The organism is Vreelandella venusta, from assembly GCF_015689495.1.
GTDB lineage: Bacteria > Pseudomonadota > Gammaproteobacteria > Pseudomonadales > Halomonadaceae > Vreelandella > Vreelandella venusta.
In genome coordinates this window covers 3,540,694-3,567,203 of record NZ_CP065135.1, presented here as the reverse complement: position 1 = coordinate 3,567,203, position 26,510 = coordinate 3,540,694, and the positions used below count along the sequence as shown (strand labels likewise).

Sequence of the window (26,510 nt, the reverse complement as noted above, 5' to 3'; positions counted from 1 at the left end):
TCTTACTGCCTGATTGTTTCATTGCCATAGCAGCAGCAATAAGCCGACGCCCGCCGCTGCTAAAACAGGCCACTCTTGAGCCGATGCCCAGCCGCTCAGCGGCTGCCAGGCCAGGGCAATAGCAAGCAAAATAAGCCCGATACGCAGTCGGTAATGACGTTTATGCTGGCGCGTCAGTTGCTGCTGAACCGCACCAATTGACGTTGCTTGCTGATGACGCTGACGGTGCTCATGCTCCATTCGGTTTAGCGCTTGATGCGCTAGCACGGGGAGTTCAGGCAACTGATGAGAAAGCTCTGGCGCTTGGCGTTTGAGCGACTCCCAAAGACCGCCGATACCCGCGCGCTGTTTCATCCACTTTTCTAGATATGGTTTCGCGGTGCTCCACAGATCTAGATCAGGATAGAGCTGGCGACCCAGCCCTTCGATGTTCAGCAGCGTTTTTTGCAACAATACTAGCTGTGGCTGTACTTCCATATTAAAACGCCGTGCCGTTTGAAACAGCCCTAACAGCACCTGCCCAAACGAAATATCTTTGAGCGGTTTTTCAAGAATGGGTTCGCATACGGTACGAATCGCGGCTGCGAACTCGTTGGCGCGGGTGTTTTCGCCTACCCAACCGGACTCAATATGTAACGCGGCTACTTCGTAGTAATCTTGATGGAAAAATGCCAGTAGGTTACGTGCAAGGTAGTCTTGATCTTCTCGGGTAAGGCTCCCCACGATGCCGCAGTCGATGGCGATATACTGTGGGTCTTCAGGATCATCGCAATTAACAAAGATATTGCCGGGGTGCATATCGGCATGGAAGAAGTTATCTCGGAAGACCTGGGTAAAGAAGATTTCTACGCCGCGTTCAGCCAGCTTCTTAAGGTTGGTTCCGCGCGCCTTGAGGGTGTCTAAATCAGCCACAGGCACGCCGCGAATACGCTCCTGAACCATGACATGGCGACGGGTGTATGACCAATAAATTGTCGGCACAAACAGCAGCGGTGAGTCTTTGAAATTACGCTTAAGTTGCGATGTGTTTGCCGCTTCTTTGTAGAGATCAAGTTCGTCAAATAGGGTGGCTTCGTAATCACGAATCACTTCTACGGGGCGTAAGCGTTTTGCGTCAGGCACCTTACCCAGCAACTTAGCGATTTGGTACATCAACGCCATATCTTGGCGCATAATGCGCTCGATGCCGGGGCGAATAATTTTGACGACGACATCTTCACCGCTATGCAGCGTGGCCGCGTGCACTTGGGCAATTGAAGCTGATGCCAAAGGCACTCGGTCAAAGGCGGCAAATGCCTCTACCAGCGACATTTCAAGCTCTTTCTCGACCCGTGCAGCGGCTAGTTCGCCGGGGAAGGGCGGCACTTGGTCTTGTAACCGTTTTAATTCATCGGCGATGTCTTCTGGCAGTAGGTCTCGACGGGTCGAGAGCATTTGGCCAAATTTAATAAAAATCGGCCCCAGTGCTTCCAGGGCTAGGCGCAGCCGCTCGCCGCGACTGCGCTGCCCGACAGGGAGCAGTTTTAGGGGCGAAAGCGTCATTAAGGCACGTAGCCAGAACGGCAGCCGCTCAACGGGTATCAACGTATCTAAGCGATGGCGAGCCACTATCCAAGAGATTTTTAATAACCGCAGGCTCATCAGCGCGGCTCCTCAAGGTGTGGTTGCTTGTTGGGCGACTGGCTGGTCGTTAACTGTGTCAAACGCTTATGCAAGCGATTGAGCTTGGCTTCCAGACGGTCGGTGGCGATCTCAAGTTCGGTCAAGTGGTCGCGGAGCACGTCGCGCTGCTGGCGGCCGGGGAGTATGCGGGCTTCTTCAAATACGTATTCAGAAACGTCTTGTAACAGCTCATCTTTTGCTCTTAGCCCCCAGCGCGCGGCGCGTCGGACGCCTTCGGCCAGTGAATGAGCGGGCATATCTCCCAGCCAGCGAGCTAGCTCGCCCTCCCAGTCGATATCCAGATCAAACAGCAGGTCACGGGTAGCCTCCAGAAGGTGGATGCGGCCGCGCACAGAAAGCTTGCCGTCAAACATCAGCCGCTCAATGGAGGCACCACTTAACCACTCAGAGAGTGTTTCAGGAGTGAGTTCGACGATGGCATCGACGTCAGTTTCGTCTAAATCATCGCCACGCAGCAGATCAATCCCTGCATGGTGGTAGTGCAGCACCAGCTGAAGGTGAGGCTTTTCAAGCCTTACCAGTAGTCGACTCCCTGCTAACGCAGATAAGCGCGCAGGCGCGGCTGGATCACGGGCAAGCAAGGCATTCAACGTGCGTTCACATCCGGCCAGCAACAGGGTCGGGGTGACTAGCATGCTGACCTCATTGTCGGTGAATTCATAATTTAATGCCGCGGTGAAGGGCAACGATACCGCCGGTCAGGTTGGTATATTCGACCCGATCAAGCCCGGCCGTTTCCATCATGCCTTTCAGGGTTTCCTGGTCGGGATGCATGCGAATAGATTCGGCGAGGTAGCGATAACTCTCACCGTCCCCGGCTACTAGTTCGCCCATTTTAGGCAGCAGGCGGAAGGAGTACTCATCGTAGGCTTTTGACAGCAGGGCGCTATTTGGCTTCGAAAATTCAAGCACTAGCAACCGTCCGCCAGGCTTTAGCACGCGTGTCATAGATCGCAGCGCAGCGTCTTTGTCGGTGACGTTGCGCAGCCCGAAGGCAATTGTAATGCAGTCAAAACTGTTGTCCGGAAATGGCAGGCACTCGGCGTTGGCTTGTACAAACTCAACGTTGCCTCCAACGCCATTGTCCATCAGTTTGTCGCGGCCAACGTTGAGCATGGAGGCGTTAATGTCGGCCAATACCACTTTGCCACGCGGGCCAACCAAGCGAGAGAACTTGAGCGTCAAATCGCCAGTGCCGCCAGCAATATCCAGCACATGGTGCCCAGGGCGAACACCTGCGCGCTCAATCGCAAGGCGTTTCCAGATGCGATGGATACCCATGGACATCAAGTCATTCATGATGTCATAGCGCGTAGCGACCGAGTGAAAGACATCGGCAACACGAGACGCTTTCTCGTCAACCGCGACTTCCTGGTAACCAAAATGGGTGGTGCGTTTTTCAGAGGGGCTCATGGGGCTCTAGCTCCCGGGTTCGAGGCGGTAATAATCGACCAAAAGGTCGTCGCAATAAATGGTTAGCGACATTGTAGCCTTCTCACCCCCAACTTGTCTGCGCTTCAACTGAGGTCAAGCGTCACAGCTGTTTGAATTGGATACCGGTTGGTTCGCGGGAGGCGCCAGCCTCTTCGAGGCGTTGTAGGTAGTTTTGCCAATACTCTGTTTGATGCTGAGCTAAGTCATAAAGATAGTTCCAGCTGTAAAGTCCGCTGTCGTGGCCGTCGTCAAAGTGCAATTTCAGAGCGTAATTACCTGCTTGGGTAATGTTTTGCAGGCCGACATCTTTTTTACCCACTTGTAGTACGGCAGTATCGCCGCCGTGGCCACGCACTTCGGCTGAGGGTGAATAGACCCGTAAAAATTCGACAGGTAGTCGATAGCTTTCACCCGTGGCATAGCCGAGCTCTAGCTCGCGAGCCTGCTTATGGTAGTGAACCCGCGTTGGGGTGGGGGCATTCGTAGAAACAGGGGCGTTCATTGATAACGTCACCTCTTACGATATTGAGCTAAAGCGGATTGACCGACTATTTGCGCTTTAGCAAATGCGTGAAGGCAAGCGCCACGGCTAACGTTTGATCGACAGGACGTCGATCAAGCACGAGCAACAGGGATGTTGTTTTCGTGCGTAACATTAGACGCAGCGCAGCCTGAACAGCAGCATTTGCGTGCGTAAAAAGCGGGCAAGCTGCTGCGGGCTATACCGATATAAGCGCGTTTACAAAATGTATCGCGATAGGTCTTCGTCCACTGCTAGCTCACCCAGCTGGGCATTGACGTAATCGGCATCGATGATCAGCGGGCTATCCATGTCGCCGCCTTTGAAGGAGGCTTCTTCAAGCAGTCGTTCCAGCACTGTATGTAAACGGCGAGCACCAATATTCTCGGTGCCTTCGTTTACTTGCCAGGAAATTTCGGCAATACGCTCAATACCGTCTGGAGTGAACTCGATATCCAGCCCTTCGGTAGCCAGCAGTGCTTGATACTGCTTGGTGAGCGAGGCGGAGGGCTCGGTGAGAATTCGCTGGAAATCGCCAGGGGTCAGCGCGTCCAGTTCAACACGGATCGGCAAGCGTCCTTGTAGCTCTGGAATAAGGTCCGAGGGACGCGATAGATGGAAAGCGCCCGAAGCAATAAACAGGATATGATCGGTTTTGACCATGCCGTACTTGGTTGACACGGTAGAACCTTCGATTAACGGCAATAGGTCTCGCTGAACGCCTTCACGGGAGACTTCGCCGCCGCTAGACTGACCGCTACCTTTGGCAACTTTGTCAATCTCATCCAGGAAGACAATCCCATGCTGCTCGACGGCTTCGACGGCGCGGGCTTTGATCTCTTCTTCATTGACCAGCTTGCCAGCTTCTTCATCGCGCAGTAGAACCAGTGCCTCTTTCACCGTTACACGGCGCTGCTCACGCTTTTGCTGGCCCATGTTGGAGAACAGGCTCTGTAGCTGGTTGGTCATCTCCTCCATGCCCGGCGGCGTCATTATGTCGATGCCTTGCCCGTGGGAGGAAACTTCGATATCGATCTCTTTATCATCCAGCTGGCCTTCCCGAAGCTTTTTGCGGAAGGTTTGACGCGTGCCACTATCTTCCCGAGGCTTATCTTCCTGGCCGCGGGGCGGGGGTAGCAGCGCGTCTAGAACGCGGTCTTCAGCAGCATCTTCAGCGCGATGGCCAACTTCTTCCTTGGCGTATTCGCGCACCATTTTAATGGCAGCTTCCATCAAGTCGCGAATAATCGACTCAACGTCCCGGCCTACATAGCCTACTTCGGTAAATTTAGTCGCCTCGACCTTGATGAAGGGCGCTCTGGCTAGTTTGGCAAGGCGGCGAGCAATTTCAGTTTTACCTACGCCAGTCGGGCCAATCATCAGAATATTTTTGGGCGTTACTTCCGGACGCAATTCGTCGTCTAATTGCATGCGCCGCCAGCGGTTACGTAGGGCAATGGCCACAGCGCGCTTGGCATCCTGCTGGCCAATAATGTATTGATCCAGGGCGTGAACGATTTCGCGGGGTGTCATCTGAGTCATAAAAAGGGGCCTCAACGGTCGTTGATGTTCAGCTCTTCGAGCGTCACGTGGTGATTGGTAAATACGCAGATGTCGCCGGCGATTTCGAGTGACTTTTCAGTGATTTCACGAGCAGAAAGCTCGGTATTTTCCAATAGTGCGCGGGCGCTTGCCTGGGCAAAGTTGCCGCCAGAGCCAATAGCAATAATGCCGCGTTCAGGCTCAACCACATCACCGTTGCCAGTGATAATCAGTGATGCACTGTGGTCAGCTACAGCCAGTAGTGCTTCCAGGCGGCGCAGCGCTCGATCGGTGCGCCAATCCTTGGCCAACTCAACCGCTGCTTTGGTGAGATGTCCTTGGTATTTTTCTAACTGCGCTTCAAAACGCTCAAACAGGGTGAAGGCATCGGCGGTGCCGCCAGCAAAACCCGCGAGCACTTTGCCTCGATACAGGCGGCGCACTTTACTCGCATTGCCTTTCATTACGGTGTTGCCTAGTGATACTTGGCCGTCGCCTGCAAGGGCAACCTGATTACCGCGGCGTACGGATACAATAGTGGTCATGGAGATAACTCCTTGGGGGAGGCACATGCTCCCGATGACTGATCGGCCATTTTAAAAGACCGTATAAAAAGCGATTCACAACAAAATGCGGGCGGCTGATAAAAAATCAACCGCCCGCTAAATAAAGCTGTTAGATAAAGTGTTTTTTAACGGGGCTTATGACGATGAAAGCCTGCCTAGCCCGTTGGTTAACGTCGTCTGTGGTTAGATTAGTTCTGTAGCTGGATCAGCAGTGGCTCAATGCCCTGTGTGGCCATTAAGTCTTGGGCGCGGTTAAGCTCCCGGGTATCTTCGTAAGGACCTACTTGAACACGGTGCCAAGTATCGCCATTAGCCTTTACCTCGCTAACTTGGGCCAGCAGGCTCAAGTTGCGCAGGCGGCCACGCAACTGCTCGGCATCGCTTAACTCTCGAAACGATGCGGCCTGTAGCATGTAGCGGTTAGGCGTGCTGCTGGCAGGTGCTTGCTGGGCAGCGGCCACTTGCTCTTCAGGGCGCATATTTGCCGCAATCACCTGAGCAATAGGGTCATCGTTCTGGCGCGCACTGGCATTGCTTGTCGTTGTTTCACTGCTCGTTGTTGTTGCACTTGCTGTCGCGCTGTTACTTGCGGTTGTTTGCTGCTGCGTTGTTGCTGCTTCAGGGCGATTCACAGTTGATGGCAGCGATACGCCTGGAGCGATGACTTCTGTGTCTGGCAGCAGTGTGTAGAACTCAAACGTCGGCATTGCTGGCTCGGTGACGTTTTCTGTTTGACGCGCAGCGCTGCGCTCATCGCTGTCGGCAGGCTTAGGTAAGACAGTTGCTTGGGGCGTGTCTTCCTGCTCTTGCCAAGGAGCGGTGCCATGTTGATGTTGTGCTAGGAAGAAGCCTGCCGCTAAGCCTGCTATCCCCCAAAGCCAACCAGGGATTTTGAATCCGCCGCCTGAACTTTTGCTGGCTTTGCGCTGAGAGGTGGCTCCTCGGCGGGCGGGCTTCTCTTTTGGGCTGGCCATCGCTTACATCTCCTCTGGGGCGCTGACCCCCATAAGGTCAAGGCCGTTGCGAAGCACCTGCTTGGTGGCTAAGCCAAGAGCTAAGCGTGTGTTACGCAGGGTATCGTCTTCAACCATGACTTTAACGGCGTTGTAGCAGGTGTGGAAATCACCTGAAAGGTCCAATAGATACTGAGCAACCTGCTGGGGCTCGCGATTTTTAGCGGCGTTCTCAACCACTTCTGGGTAGCGCGCCAAGCGATTAAGTACCGCTTTTTCCTGGTCGCTATCGAGCAATGCGAGGTTAGCTAGAGCAGTGCTGTGGCTGAATGGCTGGCCAGCATCCTCGGCTTTGCGCAGCATGCTAGCTACCCGCGCGTGGGCGTATTGAATGTAATACACCGGGTTATCGTTCGACTGCGAGCGCGCCAAATCGATATCAAAGGTAAGCTGTGAATCCGCCCGGCGTGCGGCCAGGAAGAAGCGAGTAGCGTCGCGGCCAACTTCGTCAATCAGGTCACGCACGGTGACATAGCTGCCAGCACGTTTGGAAAGCTTTACCTCGACACCTGAGCGGGTCACCATCACCATCTGATGTAAAACGTAGTCGGGCCAGCCTTTTGGAATGCCGACCTCAAGTGCCTGCAAACCTGCACGAACACGGGTAACCGTGGAGTGATGGTCAGCACCTTGCTCGTTAATCACGGTTTTAAAGCCGCGTTGCCACTTGTTCAGGTGGTAGGCCACATCCGGTAAGAAGTAGGTGTAACCGCCTTCGCGTTTGCGCATCACGCGGTCTTTATCATCGCCAAAGTCAGTGGTGCGTAGCCACATGGCACCGTCTTCTTCGTACGTATGGCCATTCGCAACGAGCTTTTCAACGGTCGCGTCTACTTTGCCGTCTTGGTAAAGCGATGACTCAAGGAAGTAGACGTCAAACTCAACGCCAAACGCTTTCAGATCTAAATCCTGTTCTCGGCGTAGCCAAGCGACAGCGAAAGCCTGAATGGCATCTAGATCATTAGCATCTGCTTTAGCGGTGACTTCACGGTCATCGGCTGCCACCGTTTTGCCCGCCATGTAGTCATTAGCCACATCAACGATGTATTCACCGCGGTAGCCGTCTTCTGGCCAGCTGGGATCGTCTGGCCCGAGGCCCTTGGCGCGAGCTTGAACAGAAAGCGCCAGATTTTTGATCTGGGCACCGGCATCGTTGTAATAAAATTCGCGCGTCACATCGTAGCCGGTGGCTTCTAGCAGGCGGCAAATGCAATCGCCTATGGCTGCGCCACGGCCATGGCCAACATGAAGAGGTCCTGTCGGGTTGGCAGACACAAACTCCACTTGGACCTTCTCGCCCTTGCCAATCAGGCTGCGGCCAAAGGCGTCGCCGCTATCGAGCACTTGAGCAACAATTTGAGCGGCCGCATCTGTGGCAGCAAAAAAATTAATAAAACCGGGGCCAGCAATCTCGGTTTTTTGAATGGCATCGCTCGCGGGGAGGGCGGCGACCAGTAGATCGGCTAGCTCGCGCGGCTTCTTCGCTGCTGGCTTCGCCAGCATAAGCGCTAGATTGGTGGCGTAGTCGCCGTGCGCTTTATCTTTAGTGGGGTCAACTTTAATCGTCGGCTGTAGATCGTCGGGCAGCACGCCTTGGTGCTTAAGCGCGTCAATCGCGCCTTCTAGCAAAGTAACAATTGTGTCTTTCATTTAAATATCCGAATGTCGTCAGTGGCGGCGTGTGCATGCGCTCATGTTAGGCAGCGGCAAAGCGGCCATTATCGGCAATTGGCGCGCAGTTTCAAAGCCGTATTACATTACAGGGCGAGCCAATGGCCCATGATATCCCTGTCTCTACGCGAGCGTTTGCGGATCAATATCGATTGACCAACGGACTTTGCGCGCCTCACGATTGGCCTCTAACCACTGTACCAGCCAGTTAGCGGCGGTATGACGCTGGCTACGTTTGTCTGCTGCCAGCATGATATGCACATGATAACGGTTTTGTCGGCGCTCCATGGGAGCTGGAACGGGGCCCAAACAGCGCACCGGCAGTTTTACAATTGTTAACCATTGGCGGAGCGCTTGAGCAGCCTGCTGGCCCAAAGCGGTGGCGGCTTGCTCATGGGGGCTTTCAATGCGTAGCAAGGCCATAAAGCAAAAAGGCGGCAGCATTGCGAGGCGGCGCTCTTCCAAAAGGCTGCGGGCGAGTGCGCCATAACCGTGCTCCGCAAGTTGGCCCAAGTGCGGGTCATCTGGATGCAGCGTTTGCACCAGTACTCGCCCAGGATGAGCGGCACGCCCTGCGCGGCCGGCGACCTGTTCCAGTAACTGCGCGCTGTGTTCTAACGCGCGAAAATCAGCAGCGTAAAGCCCCCCGTCGGCATTAACGACGACCACCAGCGTGACATGGGGCAGGTGGTGGCCTTTTGCCAGCATCTGGGTACCAACAAGCAAGCATGGTTCGCCTCGCTGAATCTCTTTGAGTATCTGCTCAAAACTCTCTTTTTTACGCGTACTGTCGCGGTCAATTCGATGAACGGTGACGCTTGGGAACAATCCCTGCAATGTCTCTTCCGTTCGTTCGGTGCCGCTGCCCAGGGCGCGCAGGTCGCCGCTGCCACACTCGGGGCAAGCGTCTGGTAGTGCGCGCCGACTATCGCAATGGTGGCAGGCCAAAAGAGCAGGCTGACGGTGCAGCGTCATGCGTGAGTCGCACTGCCCGCACTCAGCGATCCAGCCACAGCTATGGCAAGCCAGCGTTGGCGCGAACCCCCGTCGGTTAATAAAAACCAGCGCCTGCTTGCCTGACGTTAAAGTGTTTTTGATAGCGGTGATGGCGCTGGGCAGAAGCCCGCCTTGGCGTCGCTGATGGCGTAGGTCGATCAACTCAAGCTTGGCTGGCGGGTGCCGACTGGGGCGTTGGGTGAGGCGTAGATGACGGTAGTGGCTGGAAAGCGCTTGCTGCAAACTCTCAAAAGAAGGTGTGGCGCTGCCTAACAGCAGGGGAATATTGTGGTAATGCGCCCTGGCAACGGCTAAGTCCCGAGCGTGATAGCGAAGCCCGTCGTGCTGTTTATAGGAGCCATCATGCTCCTCGTCGACGATAATGGCGCCTGGGTTTTTGAGTGGCGTGAAAATAGCCGAACGGGTGCCGATAATGACTAGCGCGCGGCCATTGGCTGCGGCTTCCCATACATCCAAGCGCTCCAGGTCGGTAAGCCCTGAGTGTAGCGCCACTACCGGTACCCTAAAGCGGCTTTTAAAGCGTGCCAGGGTTTGAGGTGTGAGGCCTATTTCTGGCACCAGTACCAGCGACTGCTTGCCCTTAGCGGCGAGGGCTTCAATTAGCTGAAGGTAGATTTCGGTTTTACCACTACCGGTCACGCCTTCAAGTAGGCAGGGGTGGTAGCTTTCGAGCTTTTCATGCAGCGCGGCAAGTGCCGAGGCCTGCTCTCTGTTTAGCGCAAGTGATGGTGAGGCCAGCAGATTGCCGCCAGCGGGCGGTGTGGCGGTTAGCGTGGTTTCCTGGGCACGGGCGAAGCCCTTTTTTTGCAAGGCTAGCAGCTGTTCACGGGTGAAACCGTGAGCAGTGATGGCTCGACCAGCGAGTCCGTGTGGATGCTGGCGCAGCAGGGCATACAGCTCAGCTTGTTTGGGTGCTCGCTGAAGCGCTAGGTCGTCTCCAGGTGATAGCGGTAGCCACAGGGTTTGTGTTCGTCCTCCTACCGGGTGGCCTTGGCGTAGCCTAGCAGGCATGGCCAGTTGCATCGTGTCGCCTAAGCTGTGCTGATAATAACGCGCAGCGAAATGGCATAGCCACTGCCAGTCGTTGGGCAGGGGAGCGTCATCAAGCACCTCGCTAATGGCGCGCAGCTTCTCATGGGGCAGCTCGCTGCCATTGGCAAGCTCTGCCACCACGCCGACCACTTCTCTGCGGCCAAAGGGGACGCGCACTCTTAGGCCTACCTGCCAGCCACAAGCGGGTGGTTGGCGTATTGGTAAATAGTCAAATAAACGCCGCAGCGGTGATGGTAGAGCGACTTTTAGCACTTGAAAAGATGCTGAGGAAGCGCCTTGAGGGCGTGCCTGGTTAGAAACAGAGTCGGACAATTGGCCTCCGGCGTTTAGTTTGCTAGAATGCGCGGCCGCTCTGAATCTATAGAATGGAGCGGGTAACCGGTTAGCAGTTTTTTCAAACCCGTATGCGGTGCCTGGCAATGGATCAGGTGGCGGCATACAGCTCATGAGGCTCAAGATGAAACAAGGTATCCACCCGAATTACAACACGGTCACCGCTAGCTGTTCTTGCGGTGCAAGCTTCCAGGTTGGTTCTACTTCTGGTCAGGACTTCTCTCTGGACGTGTGCTCCAACTGCCACCCGTTCTACACTGGTAAGCAGAAGCAAGCGACCACTGGTGGCCGTGTAGAACGCTTTAACAAACGTTTCGGCGCTGCCGTTAAGCGCGGCTAATCCTAACGGATTTGCGCTGCTGCAAACACACAATGTGTTTGCAATATAAGCCCACGCTACGGCGTGGGCTTTTTATTCTCAGAAGCACGCTTTTTCCATTCCCTTCTTAACCTGATGGGCCTTTGAGGGCTTATTCTACCAAGTAATGATGCATCCATGGATGCTTCTAGCAGATGCTTTAAGTAGATACTTTTCCACAGCCGCTTCTACACAAGCAGGCCTGTGGAAAAATTTGGTTTTTTTATGATTTTTAATGGAATTTATTTTCATAAATGCCGCATTGCATCAATAAGTAAACCTTTATGGCTGTTGCGCTTATTTATAAGTTGCAGTAAATGGTGTTGAAAAGTTACGAACATGTTGGAAATGGGAATGAAACAACTGTTTTTCTGCAAAGTTTACTACGTGCTTGAGACGCATGAGTTTTTTCTATATTCTGAAGCAACTTTTCTACTTTAGGCTGATTGGACCTTGACCATGATGGATGCAAATAAGCAAGCGGCTTTGGATTATCACGCTAAACCGATTCCCGGTAAGCTATCTGTGGAGTTAACTAAACCCACGGCTACCGCGCGTGATCTGGCGCTGGCGTATAGTCCTGGCGTTGCTGAGCCGGTTCGCGAAATCGCCCGTGAGGCGGAAAATGCGTATCGCTACACTGGTAAAGGAAATCTGGTCGCTGTCATTTCTGACGGAACTGCCATTTTAGGCCTTGGTAACCTTGGTCCGCTGGCCAGTAAGCCGGTTATGGAAGGTAAGGGCGTACTATTTAAGTGCTTCGCAGGCATTAACTCAGTTGATATTGAAGTGGATGCTGAAAGCCCGCAGGCGTTTATCGATACGGTGGCGCGTATTGCGGATACCTGGGGCGGCATTAACCTGGAAGATATCAAAGCCCCCGAGTGCTTTGAAATCGAAAAAGCCTTGATTGATCGTTGCAGTATTCCAGTATTTCATGATGATCAGCATGGTACGGCCATTGTGACCGCTGCCGGTATGCTTAATGCGCTGGATATTGCCAATAAGCGTATTGAAGATGTGAAGATTGTCTGCATGGGCGCGGGGGCAGCGGCAATTGCCTGCATGCGTTTGCTAGTGTCGTGTGGCGCTAATAAAAAGAATTTGGTGATGCTTGATCGTCGCGGTGTTATTCACGCTGATCGCGATGGCATTAACGAGTATAAAGCTGAATTCGCCCGCCATACCAATATGCGCACGCTAGACGATGCCATCGACGGCGCTGATGTGTTTATTGGTCTTTCAGGTCCAGGGCTGCTTTCTGCCGAGCAAGTGAAAAAAATGGCCGCAGACCCGGTTATTTTCGCCTGTACTAACCCTGATCCGGAAATCCACCCAGCTGTGGCCCGCGAGGCACGTCCGGATGTGATCATGGCCACTGGCCGTTCGGATTTTCCTAATCAGGTAAATAACGTATTAGGTTTCCCGTTTATTTTCCGAGGTGCTTTGGATGTTCGAGCGACACGTATCAATGAGGCCATGAAGCTGGCTGCTGTCCACGCTTTGAAAGATCTGGCTCGAGAGCCGGTACCCCAGGAAGTCTTAGACGCCTATGAGCGTACTGAGATGAGTTTTGGGCGTGAGTACATTATCCCGACACCGGTCGACATTCGCCTGCTTGAGCGAGTTTCTTCGGCGGTGGCTCAGGCTGCAGTCGATTCAGGTGTGGCGCGTAAGCCTTATCCGGCGCACTATCCGCTCAAAACGGTTAATGACGTTTACGGCGCGTAAACGGTACTGCGCAGGTTGATGTAACCTCCAACGCCCGCTGATAGCGGGCGTTGGTGTTTTTGCCAGCCGCTTGATTGGTGCGCTTTAGTGCTGTTGCGGGTAACGCACCAGTCCTTCTTGAGCGGTAGATGCCACTAAGCGACCGTCGCGTCGGTAAATATGCCCGCGTGCTAGACCGCGGGCGCCGCCAGCCCAGGGAGAGTCAATCACGTAAAGTAACCAGTCATCCAGGCGAGTATCTTCGTGCAGCCACAGCGCATGGTCTAGGCTGGCGATGCGCAGTTTAGGATCGGTAAACTTGATGCCGTGAGGGATCAACCCGGTTGTTAGTAGGTTGAAATCCGATACGTAGGAAAGCAGGTGGCGATGCAAGGCTGGATCATCGGGCAGCGTTCCGCCCGCTAGGCGAAACCATAGGCACTGGCCTGCAGGCGAGGCATTGTCTGGATTGCCTTTTAAATGCAGAAATTCGATAGGATGACCTGGAAAGCGCGCGTGCTTGACATCCCCGCTGTCGATTAACGCTTCTGGCGTAGGTACGTGTGGCATGGCGCGCTGATGGCTAATGCTCTCTTCGGCGCTTTGAAACGAGGCGCTACAGAAGAAGATCGGGCGCCCTTTTTGAATAGCGGTCACGCGTCGAGTCGTAAAGCTACCGCCATCGCGAATGGTATCTACTTGGTAGACGACCGGGCGATGAGGGTCGCCGGGACGCAGAAAATAGCCATGTTGTGAGTGTGGGCGACGATCTTCGGGCACGGTGCGAGCCGCAGCTGCTAATGCTTGGCCTAATACTTGGCCGCCGTAGAGCTGCGGGAAGCCGAGGTCTTGGCTTTGGCCACGAAATAGCGTCTCTTCAAGTGTTTCCAGCTCTAGTAAGCTTACCAGTAACTTCAGCGCATCGTTCATTCTCGGTATCCTTAGTGCTGTCCGTTTGGCCGCTAATGTTTGCCGAAGTAGCTATGCGGCTATGGCACAATTAAAACGATCGTTTTGCTACCTTAGCGGAGTTTGCCTTGATACGCAGCGACGAATTTTACATGCACCGAGCGCTTGACCAGGCGCACCTTGCCTTTAAAGAGGGCGAGGTGCCGGTGGGAGCCGTAGTGGTGGATGCTTTGGGAACCATTATAGGAGCAGGGCGAAACTCATCGGTAGCTAGCTGCGATCCTAGCGGCCACGCGGAAATTTGCGCGCTGAGAGCAGCGGGACAGCAATTAGCTAACTACCGTTTAGAGGGCTGCACACTCTTTGTGACGCTTGAGCCATGCATGATGTGTGCGGGTGCCATGGTCCATGCCCGTCTAACACGCTTGGTATATGGTGCGGCAGAGCCGCGCACCGGGATGGTCGAATCAAAAGCTAATCTGCTTGCTCAGCCGTGGTTCAATCATCAAGTGGTCGTCACTAGTGGCGTGCTGGCAGCGCCGGCAAAAAAGTTGCTAAAACAGTTTTTTGCTACGAAACGCTAGCCCGCGACTATCGCCAACGAGTGGCGGCGTTGGGAGTAGCCGTCGATCATTATTCCACGGGAGGAATAATATCAAAAAGTAACAGAGGCTCTTCGCTTACCAGCGTTTGTCCCAGCTGAAAAAACTGCTGGCGACTGCGTTCGACGTACTCAATCATCTCGTAGTAGCGGCGAATGTTGCGTACATAGATCACAGGCTCACCGCCGCGTGCATAGCCATGACGAGTTTGGCTATGCCACTCCCGTTGCTGCAGTAAGGGCAGCGCTGCACGGACATCTTGCCAGCTGTCTGGATTGCCACCGCGCATTTCGGCGATGTTGCGGGCATCGTATAGGTGCCCGAGTCCTACGTTATAGGCTGCCATTGCCATGTAAAGCCGGTCATTGCCGACAATGCTTTCTGGCAGACGGTCTTTAATACTACGTAAATAGCGGGCGCCGCCGTCAATGCTCTGAGCAGGATTGGTGCGGTCAGCGACGCCCATCTCGCTGGCGGTTGGGTTGGTGAGCATCATTAGGCCGCGCACCCCGGTGGGAGATACTGCGTTAGGGTCCCAGTGAGATTCCTGATAGCCCACGGCAGCCAGCAGTTTCCAGTCAAACCCCGTGTCTCGAGCCGCCTTTTTGAAAAGCTCGGTATAGGCTGGCAGACGTTCATCAAGGTGGGCTAAAAACGTGCGTGTTCCCACGTACTCCAAATAATCGTCATGGCCAAAGTAACGACTGACCAGTTGCTCCAGCGTGCCATTTTCCTGCAGTTCTTGAAGAAACTGATTGGCAGCTTCCAACAGCCCCAGTCCGCGCCCGCTAGGTACCGCCCAGGCTAATGATAGCGGCTCTCCCAAAAAGAAACCGCGCTCGACGTTAGGAAAAAAAAGCCGATTGAGTCGAAACTGATGATCAAAAATAATCGCAGCATCCAGCGTGCCGTTTTCCACCTGGGCTAATAGTTCTGCTACTTCTAGCTCGTGAGACTCTTTCCAGCTTAAGCTAGGGTAGTCGCGTTGAAGGGCGAGAAGTGCTTGGCTGGTGCCTGCTTCGCTAAGCGTGCCTAACTCTAAGCCAACTAAATTTTTTGGCTCGTCTATGTTGTTCAAGCCGCGACGATAAACCACCAGTGGCTGCATTTGGATAATCGAGCGGGTGTAATGAATGCCGGGTGAATCTGGCAGCAAGGGCAGCGCTGCGGCACCTAGGTCTCCTTGTTCTCGTACGGCAGGTAGCACGCTTTCAGGATGGTGGCTTGTATTGAGATTTAAGCTAACTCCTAAGTGGTCAGCAAACCGATGCATCAGCTCATATTCAAAGCCAGTGGGGCCTTGGCGGCCTTCATAGTAAGTAGTTGGTGTGTTGCGGGTATGAATAGTAATAAAGTCTTTCGCGATGATCTGAGCGAGGTGTTCACCTTGCGGTATCGGTGTGGCACGCGGAATTAACGCTAAGAAAAGCGTAACAATGACTGCAAAATAGGCGCGATAACGCGTTATAAAATGTCGGCAAATCAACGGCAGCATGGCGTCTTGTCGGCATGAAACAAGCTGCCACGATACCCAGCCTGAGAGATGCTGTCACCTTGTTGATTTCGTGTGGACGCCGCTTTCCAGTATCATAGTGCCTATTAGTGTCATTAAAGAGGGCCGCGCTGCGGCCCACTGATTTCCCGCACGAACTCTTCCTGCTTTAGAGGCTCCCAGATATGCTCGAACTGCGAGGCGCACCTGCCCTTTCTGCCTTCCGCCATGAACGGCTGTTAACGGTGTTGCGTGAACGTGTTCCCGAGGTGGAGGCGTTGTCCGCCCATTACGTCCACTTCATAGACCACCGCGAGACACTGGATGATGCTGCCCAGGAGTGTTTGGCCAAGCTGCTTGATTATGGCAGCCATGCGAGCCAAGACATTCCTGACAACGCCCAGCGCTTCCTGGTTGTACCGCGTTTAGGCACTCAGTCGCCATGGTCTTCTAAAGCAACTGATATTGCTCATAACTGTGGGCTGCACCAGATTGATCGCATCGAACGCGGTGTCGATTATCGGGTAGCACTGCGCGGAGCGCCTAGCGCTGAACAGTTAGGCGCAATCAGCGCGCTACTGCACGATCGTATGACGGAGAACGTGCTGTCTGACGTTGCCGATGCGGTCAAGCTGTTTGCTCATCACGCGCCTGCGCCACTGGGCAGTGTCGATATCTTGGAAGGCGGCCGCGACGCGTTGGCGACGGCCAACCGAGAATTAGGGCTGGCGCTTGCCGACGATGAAATCGACTATCTGGTAGCTGCGTTTATTGAGCTAGGTCGCAACCCTAGTGATGTCGAGCTGATGATGTTTGCCCAGGCGAACTCTGAGCACTGCCGCCACAAAATCTTCAACGCGGACTGGGTTATTGATGGTGAGGCCCAGAGCCATTCGCTGTTTAAGATGATTAAGAACACCTTCGCGACCTCGCCGGATAACGTGCTCTCGGCCTATAGCGACAACGCAGCGGTGATCAAAGGTAGCCAAGGGGGGCGCTTCTTCCCCACGCCACTGACTGGCGCTGAGGGAGAGCGGGCTAGCTACGACGCCCACCAAGAGCCTATCCACATTCTGATGAAGGTGGAAACTCACAACCACCCTACAGCGATTGCACCATTCCCAGGCGCGGCGACCGGTTCCGGCGGTGAAATTCGTGATGAGGGGGCGACCGGTATCGGCGGCAAGCCGAAGGCCGGCCTGTCGGGCTTTACCGTATCCAACCTGCGTATCCCCGAGTTCGTACAGCCTTGGGAAGCGTTTGACTACGGCAAACCAGAGCGCATGCAGTCAGCGCTGCAAATTATGCTGGATGGCCCCATCGGTGGTGCAGCGTTTAATAATGAATTTGGTCGGCCCAATCTGACGGGCTACTTCCGTACCTACGAACAGGATACGTTGAGCGACGATGGTATCGAGCGTCGCGGCTTCCACAAGCCGATTATGCTGGCCGGTGGTTATGGCAACATTCGTGCTCACCATGTGCAGAAAGGGGAGATTCCCGTAGGTGGCAAGCTCATCGTGATGGGCGGCCCGGCCATGCTGATCGGTCTGGGTGGTGGTGCAGCGTCTAGCATGGCATCAGGCGAGTCCAGCGCGGACTTGGATTTTGCCTCAGTGCAGCGGGAAAACCCGGAAATTGAGCGTCGCGCCCAGGAGGTCATCGACCGCTGTTGGGCGCTGGGCGATAAAAACCCGATTCGCTTTATTCACGATGTAGGTGCAGGCGGACTGTCCAACGCCTTGCCGGAGCTGGTCAAAGACGGTAACCGCGGTGGCCTGTTTGACCTGCGTGCCGTGCCTAATGCTGAACCGGGTATGAGCCCGCTGGAAATTTGGTGTAACGAAGCCCAAGAGCGTTATGTGCTGGCTGTTGCCCCTGACGACTTAGCTACCTTTGACGCACTGTGCAAGCGTGAGCGTTGTCCCTATGCAGTGGTCGGTGAGGCCATGGAGCATCACCACCTGGAGGTTCGCGACGGCCATTTTGACACCAAGCCGGTCGATCTCCCGATGAGCGTGCTATTTGGCAAGCCGCCGAAGATGACGCGCTCGTTTGAACGTCAGACTCCAGAGCTGTCTGGCGTTATGCTTGATAACCTGGATCTGCGCGAAGCGATGGATCGGGTGTTGCGCCTGCCCACCGTGGCATCGAAGAGTTTTTTGATTACCATTGGCGACCGTTCAATTACCGGCCAAGTCGCCCGTGATCAGATGGTTGGCCCTTGGCAGGTGCCGGTGGCTGATGTGGCCGTGACCACGGCTAGCTTCGACACCCACGCTGGTGAAGCCATGGCGATGGGTGAACGTCCGCCAGTGGCACTGATTAACCCTGCTGCTAGTGCTCGCTTAGCGGTTGCCGAAGCGATTACTAACTTAGCTGCGGCGCCAATTGGCAAACTGTCGGATATTAAGCTTTCAGCGAACTGGATGAGCGCCGCCGACCATCCCGGTGAAAACCAGGCGCTCTATGATGCGGTACACGCCGTGGGTATGGAGCTGTGTCCGGCACTCGGCATTGCCATTCCTGTGGGTAAGGATTCCATGTCAATGCGCACCGCTTGGCAGGAAGGCGACAGTTCGGGCGAAAACAGTGCTGACGAAAAGAGCATCACATCGCCGCTTTCGCTGGTGGTGACGGGGTTCGCGCCAGTGACTGATGCGCTGGCGACGCTGACACCGCAAATCAATCTGGAGCAAGACGAATCAGACCTGATTCTGATCGACCTGGGGAATGGCCAAAACCGCTTAGGTGGTTCTGCACTGGCGCAAGTCTATGGTCAAGTCGGTAATGACTGTCCTGATGTTGATGACCCAGAAGACCTGAAAGCATTTTTCGAGGTCATTCAGGGACTCAACCGCGATGGCAAGCTGCTGGCCTATCATGACCGTAGTGATGGTGGCCTGCTGGTCACGCTGTTGGAAATGGCTTTTGCTGCCCATGCGGGTCTTGAGATTAAGCTGGACTGGCTGATTGATGAGCCGGTAGAGGCTTTCAATGCGCTGTTCTCTGAAGAGCTGGGTGCGGTGATTCAGGTGAGCCGTGAGCACACTGAAGAAGTGCTCACCCAGTTCGCCATGGCAGGTATCGAAACATGCGGTGTTATTGCGCGCCCCCGTTATGACGACCAAGTGCGGGTAACGCTGTTTGAAGAACCGCTGCTGGAAACTACTCGCCAACTGACACAGCGCACCTGGGCAGAAACCAGCTACCGCATGCAGGCACTGCGTGATAACCCAGAGTGCGCCAAGAACGAATTCGATAGCCTGCTGGATGTGCGTGATCCTGGCCTAAGCGCTGCACCTAGCTTTGATATCAACGATGATATTAGCGCGCCGTTTATTAACACGGCCAAGCCCGCTGTTGCTGTACTGCGTGAGCAAGGCGTTAATGGTCAGGTTGAGATGGCATGGGCGTTCCATAAAGCGGGCTTCGACGCTGTGGATGTACACATGAGTGACATCCTGGAAGGACGTGTTTCGCTTGATGAGTTCAAAGGCTTAGTCGCCTGCGGTGGTTTCTCTTACGGTGACGTGCTGGGTGCTGGCGGCGGTTGGGCAAAGTCGGTGTTATTCAATGAGCGTGCCCGTGAACAGTTTGCCAACTTCTTCACCCGTGATGACAGCTTCTCGCTGGGCGTGTGTAATGGTTGTCAGATGCTCTCGCAGCTCAAGACACTGATCCCGGGGGCTGAAAGCTGGCCTGCGTTTGAGCGTAACGAATCTGAGCAGTTTGAAGCACGCGTAGCGATGGTGCGGGTAGAGAAAAGCCCATCGATTCTGCTGGCGGGTATGGAAGGCTCTAAGTTACCGATTGCTGTGGCCCACGGTGAAGGGCGTGCCGAGTTCCGTGATACCGCGCACCTGCGCAGTATGCAGTCCAGCAGCCAGATAGCGCTGCGTTATATCGATAACTACGGTCAAGTAACAACCCGTTACCCGGCTAACCCTAACGGCTCGCCGTCAGGAATCACCGGCCTTACCACACCGGATGGCCGTGTGACCATTATGATGCCTCACCCAGAGCGGGTGACCCGCGCGGTCACCAACTCCTGGCGTCCGGCCGAATGGACTGAGGATGGCGCTTGGCTACGTTTATTCCGTAATGCCCGTGTGTGGCTGGGCTGATATACCCTGTCATGCTAAACAAAAGCGGCCTGCGGGCCGCTTTTTTCCTGTGGTGGAGAAGTGATCTTGGTAGTGGTGGTGATAAAATGAAACGTTTGTTTGAAAATGCCTCGTCTACGCGCCACACTCAGTTCACCGGCGCGTTTATCACCTCATAAGCGCATTACTTCACCAGCACGGCGATCGCCCACCGGTGGCTAGCCAAAGGAATCTTCGGGGGCTCGAATGCATCAACTACTCAATGAACGTGTGACTCTAACGTTTGCTGATCATGTGGCTGAGGTCATGTTGTCGCGACCTAACCACCACAATGGTCTGGATTGGGCCATGATTGATGGTCTGTTGGCAGCCCAACAGTGCCTGACCCAGCTCGCTGGGCTGCGTGCAGTGGTCTTGAGCGGCGATGGTGACAGCTTTTGCGCGGGGCTCGATATGGCGTCGATCATGAGCGAGGCGGAACGGCTGCCCACCCTGCTGGCGCCCGACGAAGCGGGTATCAACCCGGTTCAGCGCTTGGCTCTAGGCTGGCGTGAAGCGGGGGTTCCCGTGGTAGCTGCTTTGCATGGGCATGTCTATGGTGGCGGCCTGCAGATAGCGCTGGGTGCCGATATCCGTATTCTCCACCCCAGCGCAAAATTGGCGCTGCTGGAGATTGATTGGGGCATCATCCCCGATATGGCCATTAGCGTGACGGGAGTGGGGCTACGCCAGGATGTACTTCAGGAGCTGGCGATAAGTGGACGCAGAGTGTCAGGGGAGGAAGCCTATCAGCTGGGCTTGGGTAGCCGTCTAAGCGATACGCCTCAGGGTGCTGCCCGAGAAACCGCCGCGCTCATCGCCTCACGCTCACCTAAAGCCGTCGCTGCGGCTCGTGAACTGTTTGCTCGTGGTCCGGATCTGGCTCCTCGCGATCGACTAGCCCTCGAAGCGCAGCTGCAGCGGCAGCTTTTAGCCGGTGCTGAGCAGCGTGAGGCGGTAAGTGCACGAATGGAGCGTCGCGCCCCGCGTTTCGACTGACATGCCCCAATTCAGCCCTTCCAGCGATCCCTCTTCTGGCTCATCACCCCGTTTACGCCCCTACCAAACGGAGGCGGTAAAGCGCGTGGTGGAGCACTTCCGTGCCGGCAGCGCGCCTGCAGTGGTGGTATTACCCACTGGGAGCGGTAAGTCGTTAGTGATTGCTGAGCTGGCCAGGCTAGCCCGTGGCCGTGTGCTGGTACTGGCCCATGTGCGTGAGCTGGTTGAGCAAAATCATGCCAAGTACCAAGCCTACGGACTTCAGGCAGATATTTTTAGCGCTGGCCTCAAACGTAAAGAGGCCAGCCGACAAGTGGTGTTTGGCTCGGTGCAATCAGTGGTGCGTAATCTAGAGCGCTTCAGTGACGCCAGTTTTACGTTATTAGTGATTGATGAATGCCACCGAGTGTCGCTGGAAAAAGATGCCAGCTATCGCCAAGTGATTGAGCATCTTCAGCGTCAGAATCCGCAGCTAAAGATTCTCGGTTTAACCGCCACGCCGTATAGGTTAGGGCAGGGGTTTATCTACCACCGCCATCACCACGGCATGGTACGCGGCGATGAAGCGTGCTTCTTTGCCGACTGCGTCTTTGAGCAGCCGCTACGATTGATGGTGAAACAAGGTTTTTTGGCGGCGCCTAAACGGCTAGATATGGCCATTGAAGGCTACGATTTTTCCGCCTTGGCCCCTGCCTCTAGCGGTTGGTTTCGTGAGGAAGAGCTCAATCGCGTTGTTGCTGGTAGCCGTGCTACGCCAAGGATTATTCAGCAGGTGGTTGAGTACGCTGAAGAACGCCAAGGGGTGATGATTTTTGCCGCAACGGTCGCGCATGCTGAAGAAGTTGTCAGCTACTTACCCGCGGACCAAGCGGCGCTGATTACCGGTGCGACGGCCTCCCAAGAGCGCACCTCTCTGATTGAGGCGTTCAAGGCGCGTAAGCTTAAGTTTCTAGTTAATGTGGCCGTGCTAACCACAGGGTTCGACGCGCCTCATGTGGATTTAATCGCTATTCTGCGGCCCACGGAATCTGTGAGCCTTTACCAGCAGATTGTTGGTCGAGGGCTGCGTTTATCACCGGATAAAACCAACTGCCTAGTGTTGGATTTTGCAGGCAACCCCTGGGATCTTTATGCGCCAGAAGTAGGTGAGCCAAAACCAGACAGCGACAGCGAACCGGTCCAGGTTGAGTGCCCCGCGTGTGGCCATGCCAACCTGTTCTGGGGTAAGCGTGATGGAGAGCTGGTGATTGAGCATTTTGGCCGCCGCTGCCAGGGGCTGGTAGACAACCCCAATCCGCCCACTAAGCCGGGCAAGAGTAAGCAGGGCATCTATCAAAAACAGTGCGATTTTCGTTTTCGCTTTAAAGTTTGTGAGCAGTGTGGCGCTGAGAATGATATTGCCGCTCGCCGATGTCATGGTTGTGAGCAACTGCTGGTGGATGCCGACGATAAGCTCAAAGACGCACTCAAATTAAAAGATGCCAAAGTGCTGCGAGTCAGCGGTATGCAGTTAGAGGCCACGACCAATGGGCGGGGGCTGCCACGTCTAAAAGTGACCTATTACGATGAAGATGGCGCGAACTTGGCAGAGTGGTTTGCGCTGGAAACGCCTGCTCAGCGGCGGGCATTTTATGCTGTTTTTTTACGTAACCATCTGCGTGCGCCAGGCGCTAAGTGGCAGCCTGTTTCGCCGGTCGAAGTGGTCGAAGAGCAGCGCCGCCTGCGCCATCCCGATTTTGTTGTGGGGCGTAAAATCGGACGGCACTGGCAGCTTCGCGATAAGCTGTTTGACTACCAAGGGCGTTATCGCAAGGCGGCTGAGGCAGGCTAGCAATACCTCGATAGGTGACACGCTGTTACACTGGCGAGCATAGCCATTTAACTAACCATGGGCGCTCAGCTAACCATGGATGTTTAACTAACAAGGAACACGCCCCGCGTGAGCGAGACGCCAAACGCCCCTGTTGATCACGAACTTATTGAGCCAACTGCCGAACCGGTAGCGCAAGCGCTTGGGCGCCTGTTTGATGAGCCCATCATGCAGTTGCCGGAGGATCTCTATATACCGCCAGAGGCGCTGCGCGTGTTTCTAGAGGCCTTCGAAGGGCCGCTTGATCTGCTGCTCTATCTTATCCGCCGTCAGAACCTGGACATTTTGACGATCAATGTGGCGACCATTACTCATCAATACATTGAGTATGTGGAACTGATGAAAGCTATGGAGATAGAGCTGGCCGGAGAGTACTTATTAATGGCGGCTATGCTGGCGGAAATTAAATCCCGCACACTACTGCCGCGCCCACCGAAGGCAGAAGGCGAAGAGGAAGAAGATCCCAGGGCTGAGCTGATTCGCCGTCTGCAAGAGTATGAGCGCTTAAAGGAAGCCGCCGAAACGTTGGACACGCTGCCTCGAGTAGGGCGTGACTGGTTTAGTGTACAGGCGGGCCTGCCCCCGTTAGAGGCGCGGATAATTCATCCCGATGTTGGATTGGATGAGCTGCTTGGGGCGCTGTCGGATATTCTGAAACGCGCTGAGTTGGCGCAAGCTCACCAAATCAGCCGCGAGGTGCTCTCTACCCGCGAACGCATGCTGAAAATTATGGAGCAGTTAAGTCACGATGGGGACCATCAGCGCTATACCCCGTTTGAAGCATTGTTTACGCTGGAGGAAGGGCGCGCCGGAGTAGTGGTGACGTTTATGGCCATTTTAGAGTTAGCCAAAGAAGCCATGATCGAAATTGTACAGAACGCGCCATTGTCGCCCATTCATGTGCGTGCGCGACGTGCAGCCCTCACAGATGGAGAGGAGAGCGCATTTGAAGAGGCTGACTCAGACGATGGCGCCTCAGAGTCTGCATTTGAGGAATCTGCATTTGAGCCTGACGAGGAGTCGCCGTGAGAGACACCACGTTAGACGATATTATTGAAGCGGCATTACTGGCCGCTGGCGAGCCGCTTTCTTTAGAGCGGCTTGAAACGCTGTTTTTAGCAGACGAGTGCCCGTCTAAAAAAGCGCTGCGCGATACCTTGTCCCGCCTTGTCCTGCGCCATGAAGAAGGAGCGCTGGAGCTAGTAGAGACCGCGTCAGGATTCCAGTTGCGTATTCGCCCGCGGCTCTCTCATTGGGTGTCGCGACTATGGGACGAGCGGCCACAGCGCTACTCCCGGGCACTGTTGGAAACACTGGCGCTGATTGCCTATCGCCAGCCGGTGACGCGGGGAGATATCGAAGACGTGCGCGGTGTGAGTGTTAGTAGCTCTATTATCCGCACGCTAATGGAGCGAGGGTGGATTCGCGTGGTAGGCCATCGAGATGTGCCTGGGCGACCAGCCGTTTATGCCACCACCCGCAGCTTTTTAGATGATTTTGGCTTGAAAACCTTGGATGCATTGCCGCCGATGCATGAACTGGTCAATGCCGATGAAAGCGATACGGTTATTGAGCAAGATGAAACGCAGCCAGCACTGGACGAAATGCCTGAAACCGTGCAGGATGCGCCACCCCAGAGTGAAGAGATAGCTTCAGCTGAGATTGTTGCAGCAGAGATAGCTGATAAACACGCCGAGACGGCGTTAACCCAGCCGCTGAGTTTTGCCGATTTAGAGGCTCGCTTAGCGGCACGTGCGCAGCGTAACGATGATGATGCGCGCACGCAGACTAACGATGTGAGGTCAGACGACCATGAGTCAGAGTAATAACACCACGCCCCCCGCCAGTGAAAAGCTGCAAAAAGTACTGGCCCGGGCAGGGCTAGGGTCACGCCGTGAAATGGAAACTGCCATTTCCGATGGTCGGGTAAAGGTTAATAGCCAGGTAGCCAAGTTAGGCGACCGAGTAGAAGCCCGCGATAAGGTCAGTTTTGATGATCGCCCGGTGTCGCTGCGCCCCGAAGAGGAAGTGCCGCGTCGTGTGATTATGTACAACAAGCCGGAAGGAGAGTTGTGCACGCGTAAAGACCCAGAAGGGCGGCGCACGGTGTTTGAACGTCTCCCGCGCCTGAAAGGCGAGCGCTGGGTTGCCATTGGTCGTTTGGATATTAACACTAGCGGCCTGTTGCTATTCACCACAGACGGTGAGCTTGCAAACCGACTAATGCACCCTTCGACCCAGGTCGAGCGAGAGTACGCGGTTCGCGTGATGGGTGAGGTCAAGCGCGAGCATATTGTCGCCATGGTTGATGGCGTTATGCTAGAAGATGGTCCAGCGCGCTTTACTGATGTACAAGAATTTGGCGGCGAAGGCATTAATACCTGGTTTCACGTGGTGATTTTAGAAGGTCGTAACCGCGAAGTACGCCGCCTGTGGGAATCTCAGGGGCTAACGGTTAGCCGTCTGAAGCGGGTGCGCTACGGCAACATCTTCCTTGATAAGCGCGCTAAAGCAGGCGAATGGGTTGAGCTCTCCCAAGATGAGGTCGACGACCTAGCTACGTTAGCAAATCTAGAAACTCGCAAGGTGCCTGCACTAACACCCGATGAGAAAAACCGCTGGAGCCGTGATAAACACAAACGCCGCCCGGTTCAAGCTATGCGCAAGCCTAAGCGTCGCTAATAACGATCAACACCATCGGCACTATAACGAGTAGTGCCTCTCTGGTAATTCGATGAGGGTCTCCGTAGGCATCAATGTCTTCGGGACCCTTTTGTGTTTTCAGCCACTGTGTTACTAGCAATGCCCAGTGGTGTGGCCCCGTTCCTGTGCTGCTTTTTTGCCACCTACGTTACCGAGTTGTGATTAAGCCCAAGCGGTGGGCATATATTTCCTCTCTTTGATCAATGTTGATTCTCTAATGCCTCTGAACTTCATCAAGTGAGAAAGATTTACTGCAAGGTGGATTTATCGCACCAGAGATGCGGCGATTTAATGCCGTATCTACAATCAATAAAAGTAATGCGCTGACAGGTCAAACGGTAATAATTGGGAGCTGTGAGGTGGCCCGTCTGCTCAATAAGAATACTAGTTGGGGCTCTTTTTACTTAACACCGAAAGGTGGTAATTGGTTGAAAGAGATATGATTTTGACGCAATGGGACGTCTATATTAACCACAGCGCTAGTACTACAGGTGGGCTCTCTTTGACAGCATGATGTTATAGCAGTTGTGGAAGGTATTGTTGTAAAGCAATGCGTGTATATAGAAGGTGATGTTGAGTTAAAAATTGTAGCGTAATTCTAAAGTTGATTAGCCGTCAGCCGAAGCCTTGTCATCCATATTAATTTAATCGTTATGGTTGAAGGAGGCTTGGTTTTACCTGAGTTTAAAGACAGCAGTAACGAGAAAGGTAAAGTACCAAATGGTTTTGAAACCCTTGGCGAGGTGCTGGTAGCGGGCTCTGAGTTGCAGAATCCACTTTAGACGAGCTTAATTAAAATACAGATGTGACTTGATTAAGGCTTTAACGTTGGCATTATTACCAAAGAACCGAGTCCGAAGGGCTTGTACGTTTTTTAGATAAAGATAGCC

General features: G+C 54.4%; 20 protein-coding genes. 9 read left to right on the top strand and 11 right to left on the bottom strand.

The features are described from left to right. Positions 1–18: 18 nt before the first annotated feature. The 9 genes from ubiB to IR195_RS16600 all read right to left on the bottom strand — a co-directional run bounded on the left by ubiB (position 19) and on the right by IR195_RS16600 (position 10,937). On the bottom strand, positions 19–1,641 hold the full coding sequence (gene ubiB / locus IR195_RS16640; RefSeq protein ID WP_125751390.1) for a ubiquinone biosynthesis regulatory protein kinase UbiB: 1,623 nt from the start codon (positions 1,639–1,641) through the stop codon (positions 19–21). After that, a complete protein-coding gene (locus tag IR195_RS16635) occupies positions 1,641–2,318 on the bottom strand; it encodes a ubiquinone biosynthesis accessory factor UbiJ (protein ID WP_146944838.1) in 678 nt (225 codons plus the stop codon). Before IR195_RS16635 ends, ubiB begins: the two co-directional genes overlap by 1 nt. Before the next feature lie 22 nt (positions 2,319–2,340). Further along, a complete protein-coding gene (gene ubiE / locus IR195_RS16630) occupies positions 2,341–3,096 on the bottom strand; it encodes a bifunctional demethylmenaquinone methyltransferase/2-methoxy-6-polyprenyl-1,4-benzoquinol methylase UbiE (protein WP_125751384.1) in 756 nt (251 codons plus the stop codon). Between the two features lie 121 nt (positions 3,097–3,217). Then, positions 3,218–3,619, bottom strand: coding sequence for a gamma-butyrobetaine hydroxylase family protein (locus IR195_RS16625; RefSeq protein ID WP_146944840.1), 402 nt, complete (start codon positions 3,617–3,619; stop codon positions 3,218–3,220). 237 nt (positions 3,620–3,856) lie between these two features. Beyond that, positions 3,857–5,179, bottom strand: coding sequence for an ATP-dependent protease ATPase subunit HslU (gene hslU, locus IR195_RS16620; RefSeq protein ID WP_125751379.1), 1,323 nt, complete (start codon positions 5,177–5,179; stop codon positions 3,857–3,859). Between the two features lie 11 nt (positions 5,180–5,190). Next, a complete protein-coding gene (gene hslV, locus IR195_RS16615) occupies positions 5,191–5,724 on the bottom strand; it encodes an ATP-dependent protease subunit HslV (protein WP_009724832.1) in 534 nt (177 codons plus the stop codon). 209 nt (positions 5,725–5,933) lie between these two features. Continuing rightward, on the bottom strand, positions 5,934–6,719 hold the full coding sequence (locus tag IR195_RS16610; protein WP_206048100.1) for an SPOR domain-containing protein: 786 nt from the start codon (positions 6,717–6,719) through the stop codon (positions 5,934–5,936). Positions 6,720–6,722: 3 nt separating this feature from the next. After that, positions 6,723–8,408: an arginine--tRNA ligase gene (argS, locus tag IR195_RS16605; protein ID WP_125751374.1), complete on the bottom strand. Its 1,686-nt coding sequence runs from the start codon at positions 8,406–8,408 to the stop codon at positions 6,723–6,725. Positions 8,409–8,552: 144 nt separating this feature from the next. Then, positions 8,553–10,937 carry a primosomal protein N' gene (locus IR195_RS16600; RefSeq protein WP_206048099.1) on the bottom strand — a complete coding sequence of 795 codons (2,385 nt, stop codon included), beginning with the start codon at positions 10,935–10,937 and terminating at the stop codon, positions 8,553–8,555. Between the two features lie 19 nt (positions 10,938–10,956). On the opposite strand from IR195_RS16600, the gene rpmE reads away from it, so the two are divergent. Further along, positions 10,957–11,172 (top strand): 50S ribosomal protein L31, encoded by a 216-nt coding sequence (gene rpmE / locus IR195_RS16595; RefSeq protein WP_009724828.1) that lies wholly within the window; start codon positions 10,957–10,959, stop codon positions 11,170–11,172. 477 nt (positions 11,173–11,649) lie between these two features. Next, entirely contained in the window at positions 11,650–12,921 is a 1,272-nt protein-coding gene (locus IR195_RS16590) for a malic enzyme-like NAD(P)-binding protein (RefSeq protein ID WP_125751368.1), read from the top strand. A gap of 84 nt (positions 12,922–13,005) precedes the next feature. On the opposite strand, the gene IR195_RS16585 is transcribed toward IR195_RS16590, so the two are convergent. Continuing rightward, positions 13,006–13,830, bottom strand: a complete 825-nt coding sequence (locus IR195_RS16585) for an acyl-CoA thioesterase (RefSeq protein WP_125751365.1) — start codon at positions 13,828–13,830, stop codon at positions 13,006–13,008. Between the two features lie 131 nt (positions 13,831–13,961). On the opposite strand from IR195_RS16585, the gene tadA reads away from it, so the two are divergent. Beyond that, complete coding sequence (gene tadA, locus IR195_RS16580; RefSeq protein WP_125751362.1) at positions 13,962–14,393, top strand: tRNA adenosine(34) deaminase TadA; 432 nt, start codon at positions 13,962–13,964, stop codon at positions 14,391–14,393. Between the two features lie 49 nt (positions 14,394–14,442). On the opposite strand, the gene mltF is transcribed toward tadA, so the two are convergent. Then, positions 14,443–15,906 (bottom strand): membrane-bound lytic murein transglycosylase MltF, encoded by a 1,464-nt coding sequence (gene mltF / locus IR195_RS16575; protein WP_146944845.1) that lies wholly within the window; start codon positions 15,904–15,906, stop codon positions 14,443–14,445. A 182-nt stretch (positions 15,907–16,088) separates the two neighbouring features. Here mltF and purL point away from each other — a divergent pair, with 182 nt between their 5' ends. The 6 genes from purL to rluB all read left to right on the top strand — a co-directional run bounded on the left by purL (position 16,089) and on the right by rluB (position 25,599). Beyond that, complete coding sequence (purL, locus tag IR195_RS16570) at positions 16,089–20,030, top strand: phosphoribosylformylglycinamidine synthase (RefSeq protein ID WP_146944846.1); 3,942 nt, start codon at positions 16,089–16,091, stop codon at positions 20,028–20,030. Positions 20,031–20,255: 225 nt separating this feature from the next. After that, positions 20,256–21,047 carry a crotonase/enoyl-CoA hydratase family protein gene (locus tag IR195_RS16565; protein WP_206048098.1) on the top strand — a complete coding sequence of 264 codons (792 nt, stop codon included), beginning with the start codon at positions 20,256–20,258 and terminating at the stop codon, positions 21,045–21,047. Between the two features lies 1 nt (position 21,048). After that, entirely contained in the window at positions 21,049–22,878 is a 1,830-nt protein-coding gene (gene radD, locus IR195_RS16560) for a DNA repair helicase RadD (RefSeq protein ID WP_206049818.1), read from the top strand. Between the two features lie 108 nt (positions 22,879–22,986). Beyond that, positions 22,987–23,946 carry a segregation and condensation protein A gene (locus IR195_RS16555; protein ID WP_125751347.1) on the top strand — a complete coding sequence of 320 codons (960 nt, stop codon included), beginning with the start codon at positions 22,987–22,989 and terminating at the stop codon, positions 23,944–23,946. Beyond that, positions 23,943–24,743 carry an SMC-Scp complex subunit ScpB gene (gene scpB / locus IR195_RS16550; protein ID WP_206048097.1) on the top strand — a complete coding sequence of 267 codons (801 nt, stop codon included), beginning with the start codon at positions 23,943–23,945 and terminating at the stop codon, positions 24,741–24,743. Before IR195_RS16555 ends, scpB begins: the two co-directional genes overlap by 4 nt. Continuing rightward, positions 24,730–25,599 carry a 23S rRNA pseudouridine(2605) synthase RluB gene (gene rluB / locus IR195_RS16545; protein WP_125751341.1) on the top strand — a complete coding sequence of 290 codons (870 nt, stop codon included), beginning with the start codon at positions 24,730–24,732 and terminating at the stop codon, positions 25,597–25,599. Before scpB ends, rluB begins: the two co-directional genes overlap by 14 nt. The last annotated feature ends 911 nt before the right edge of the window (positions 25,600–26,510 follow it).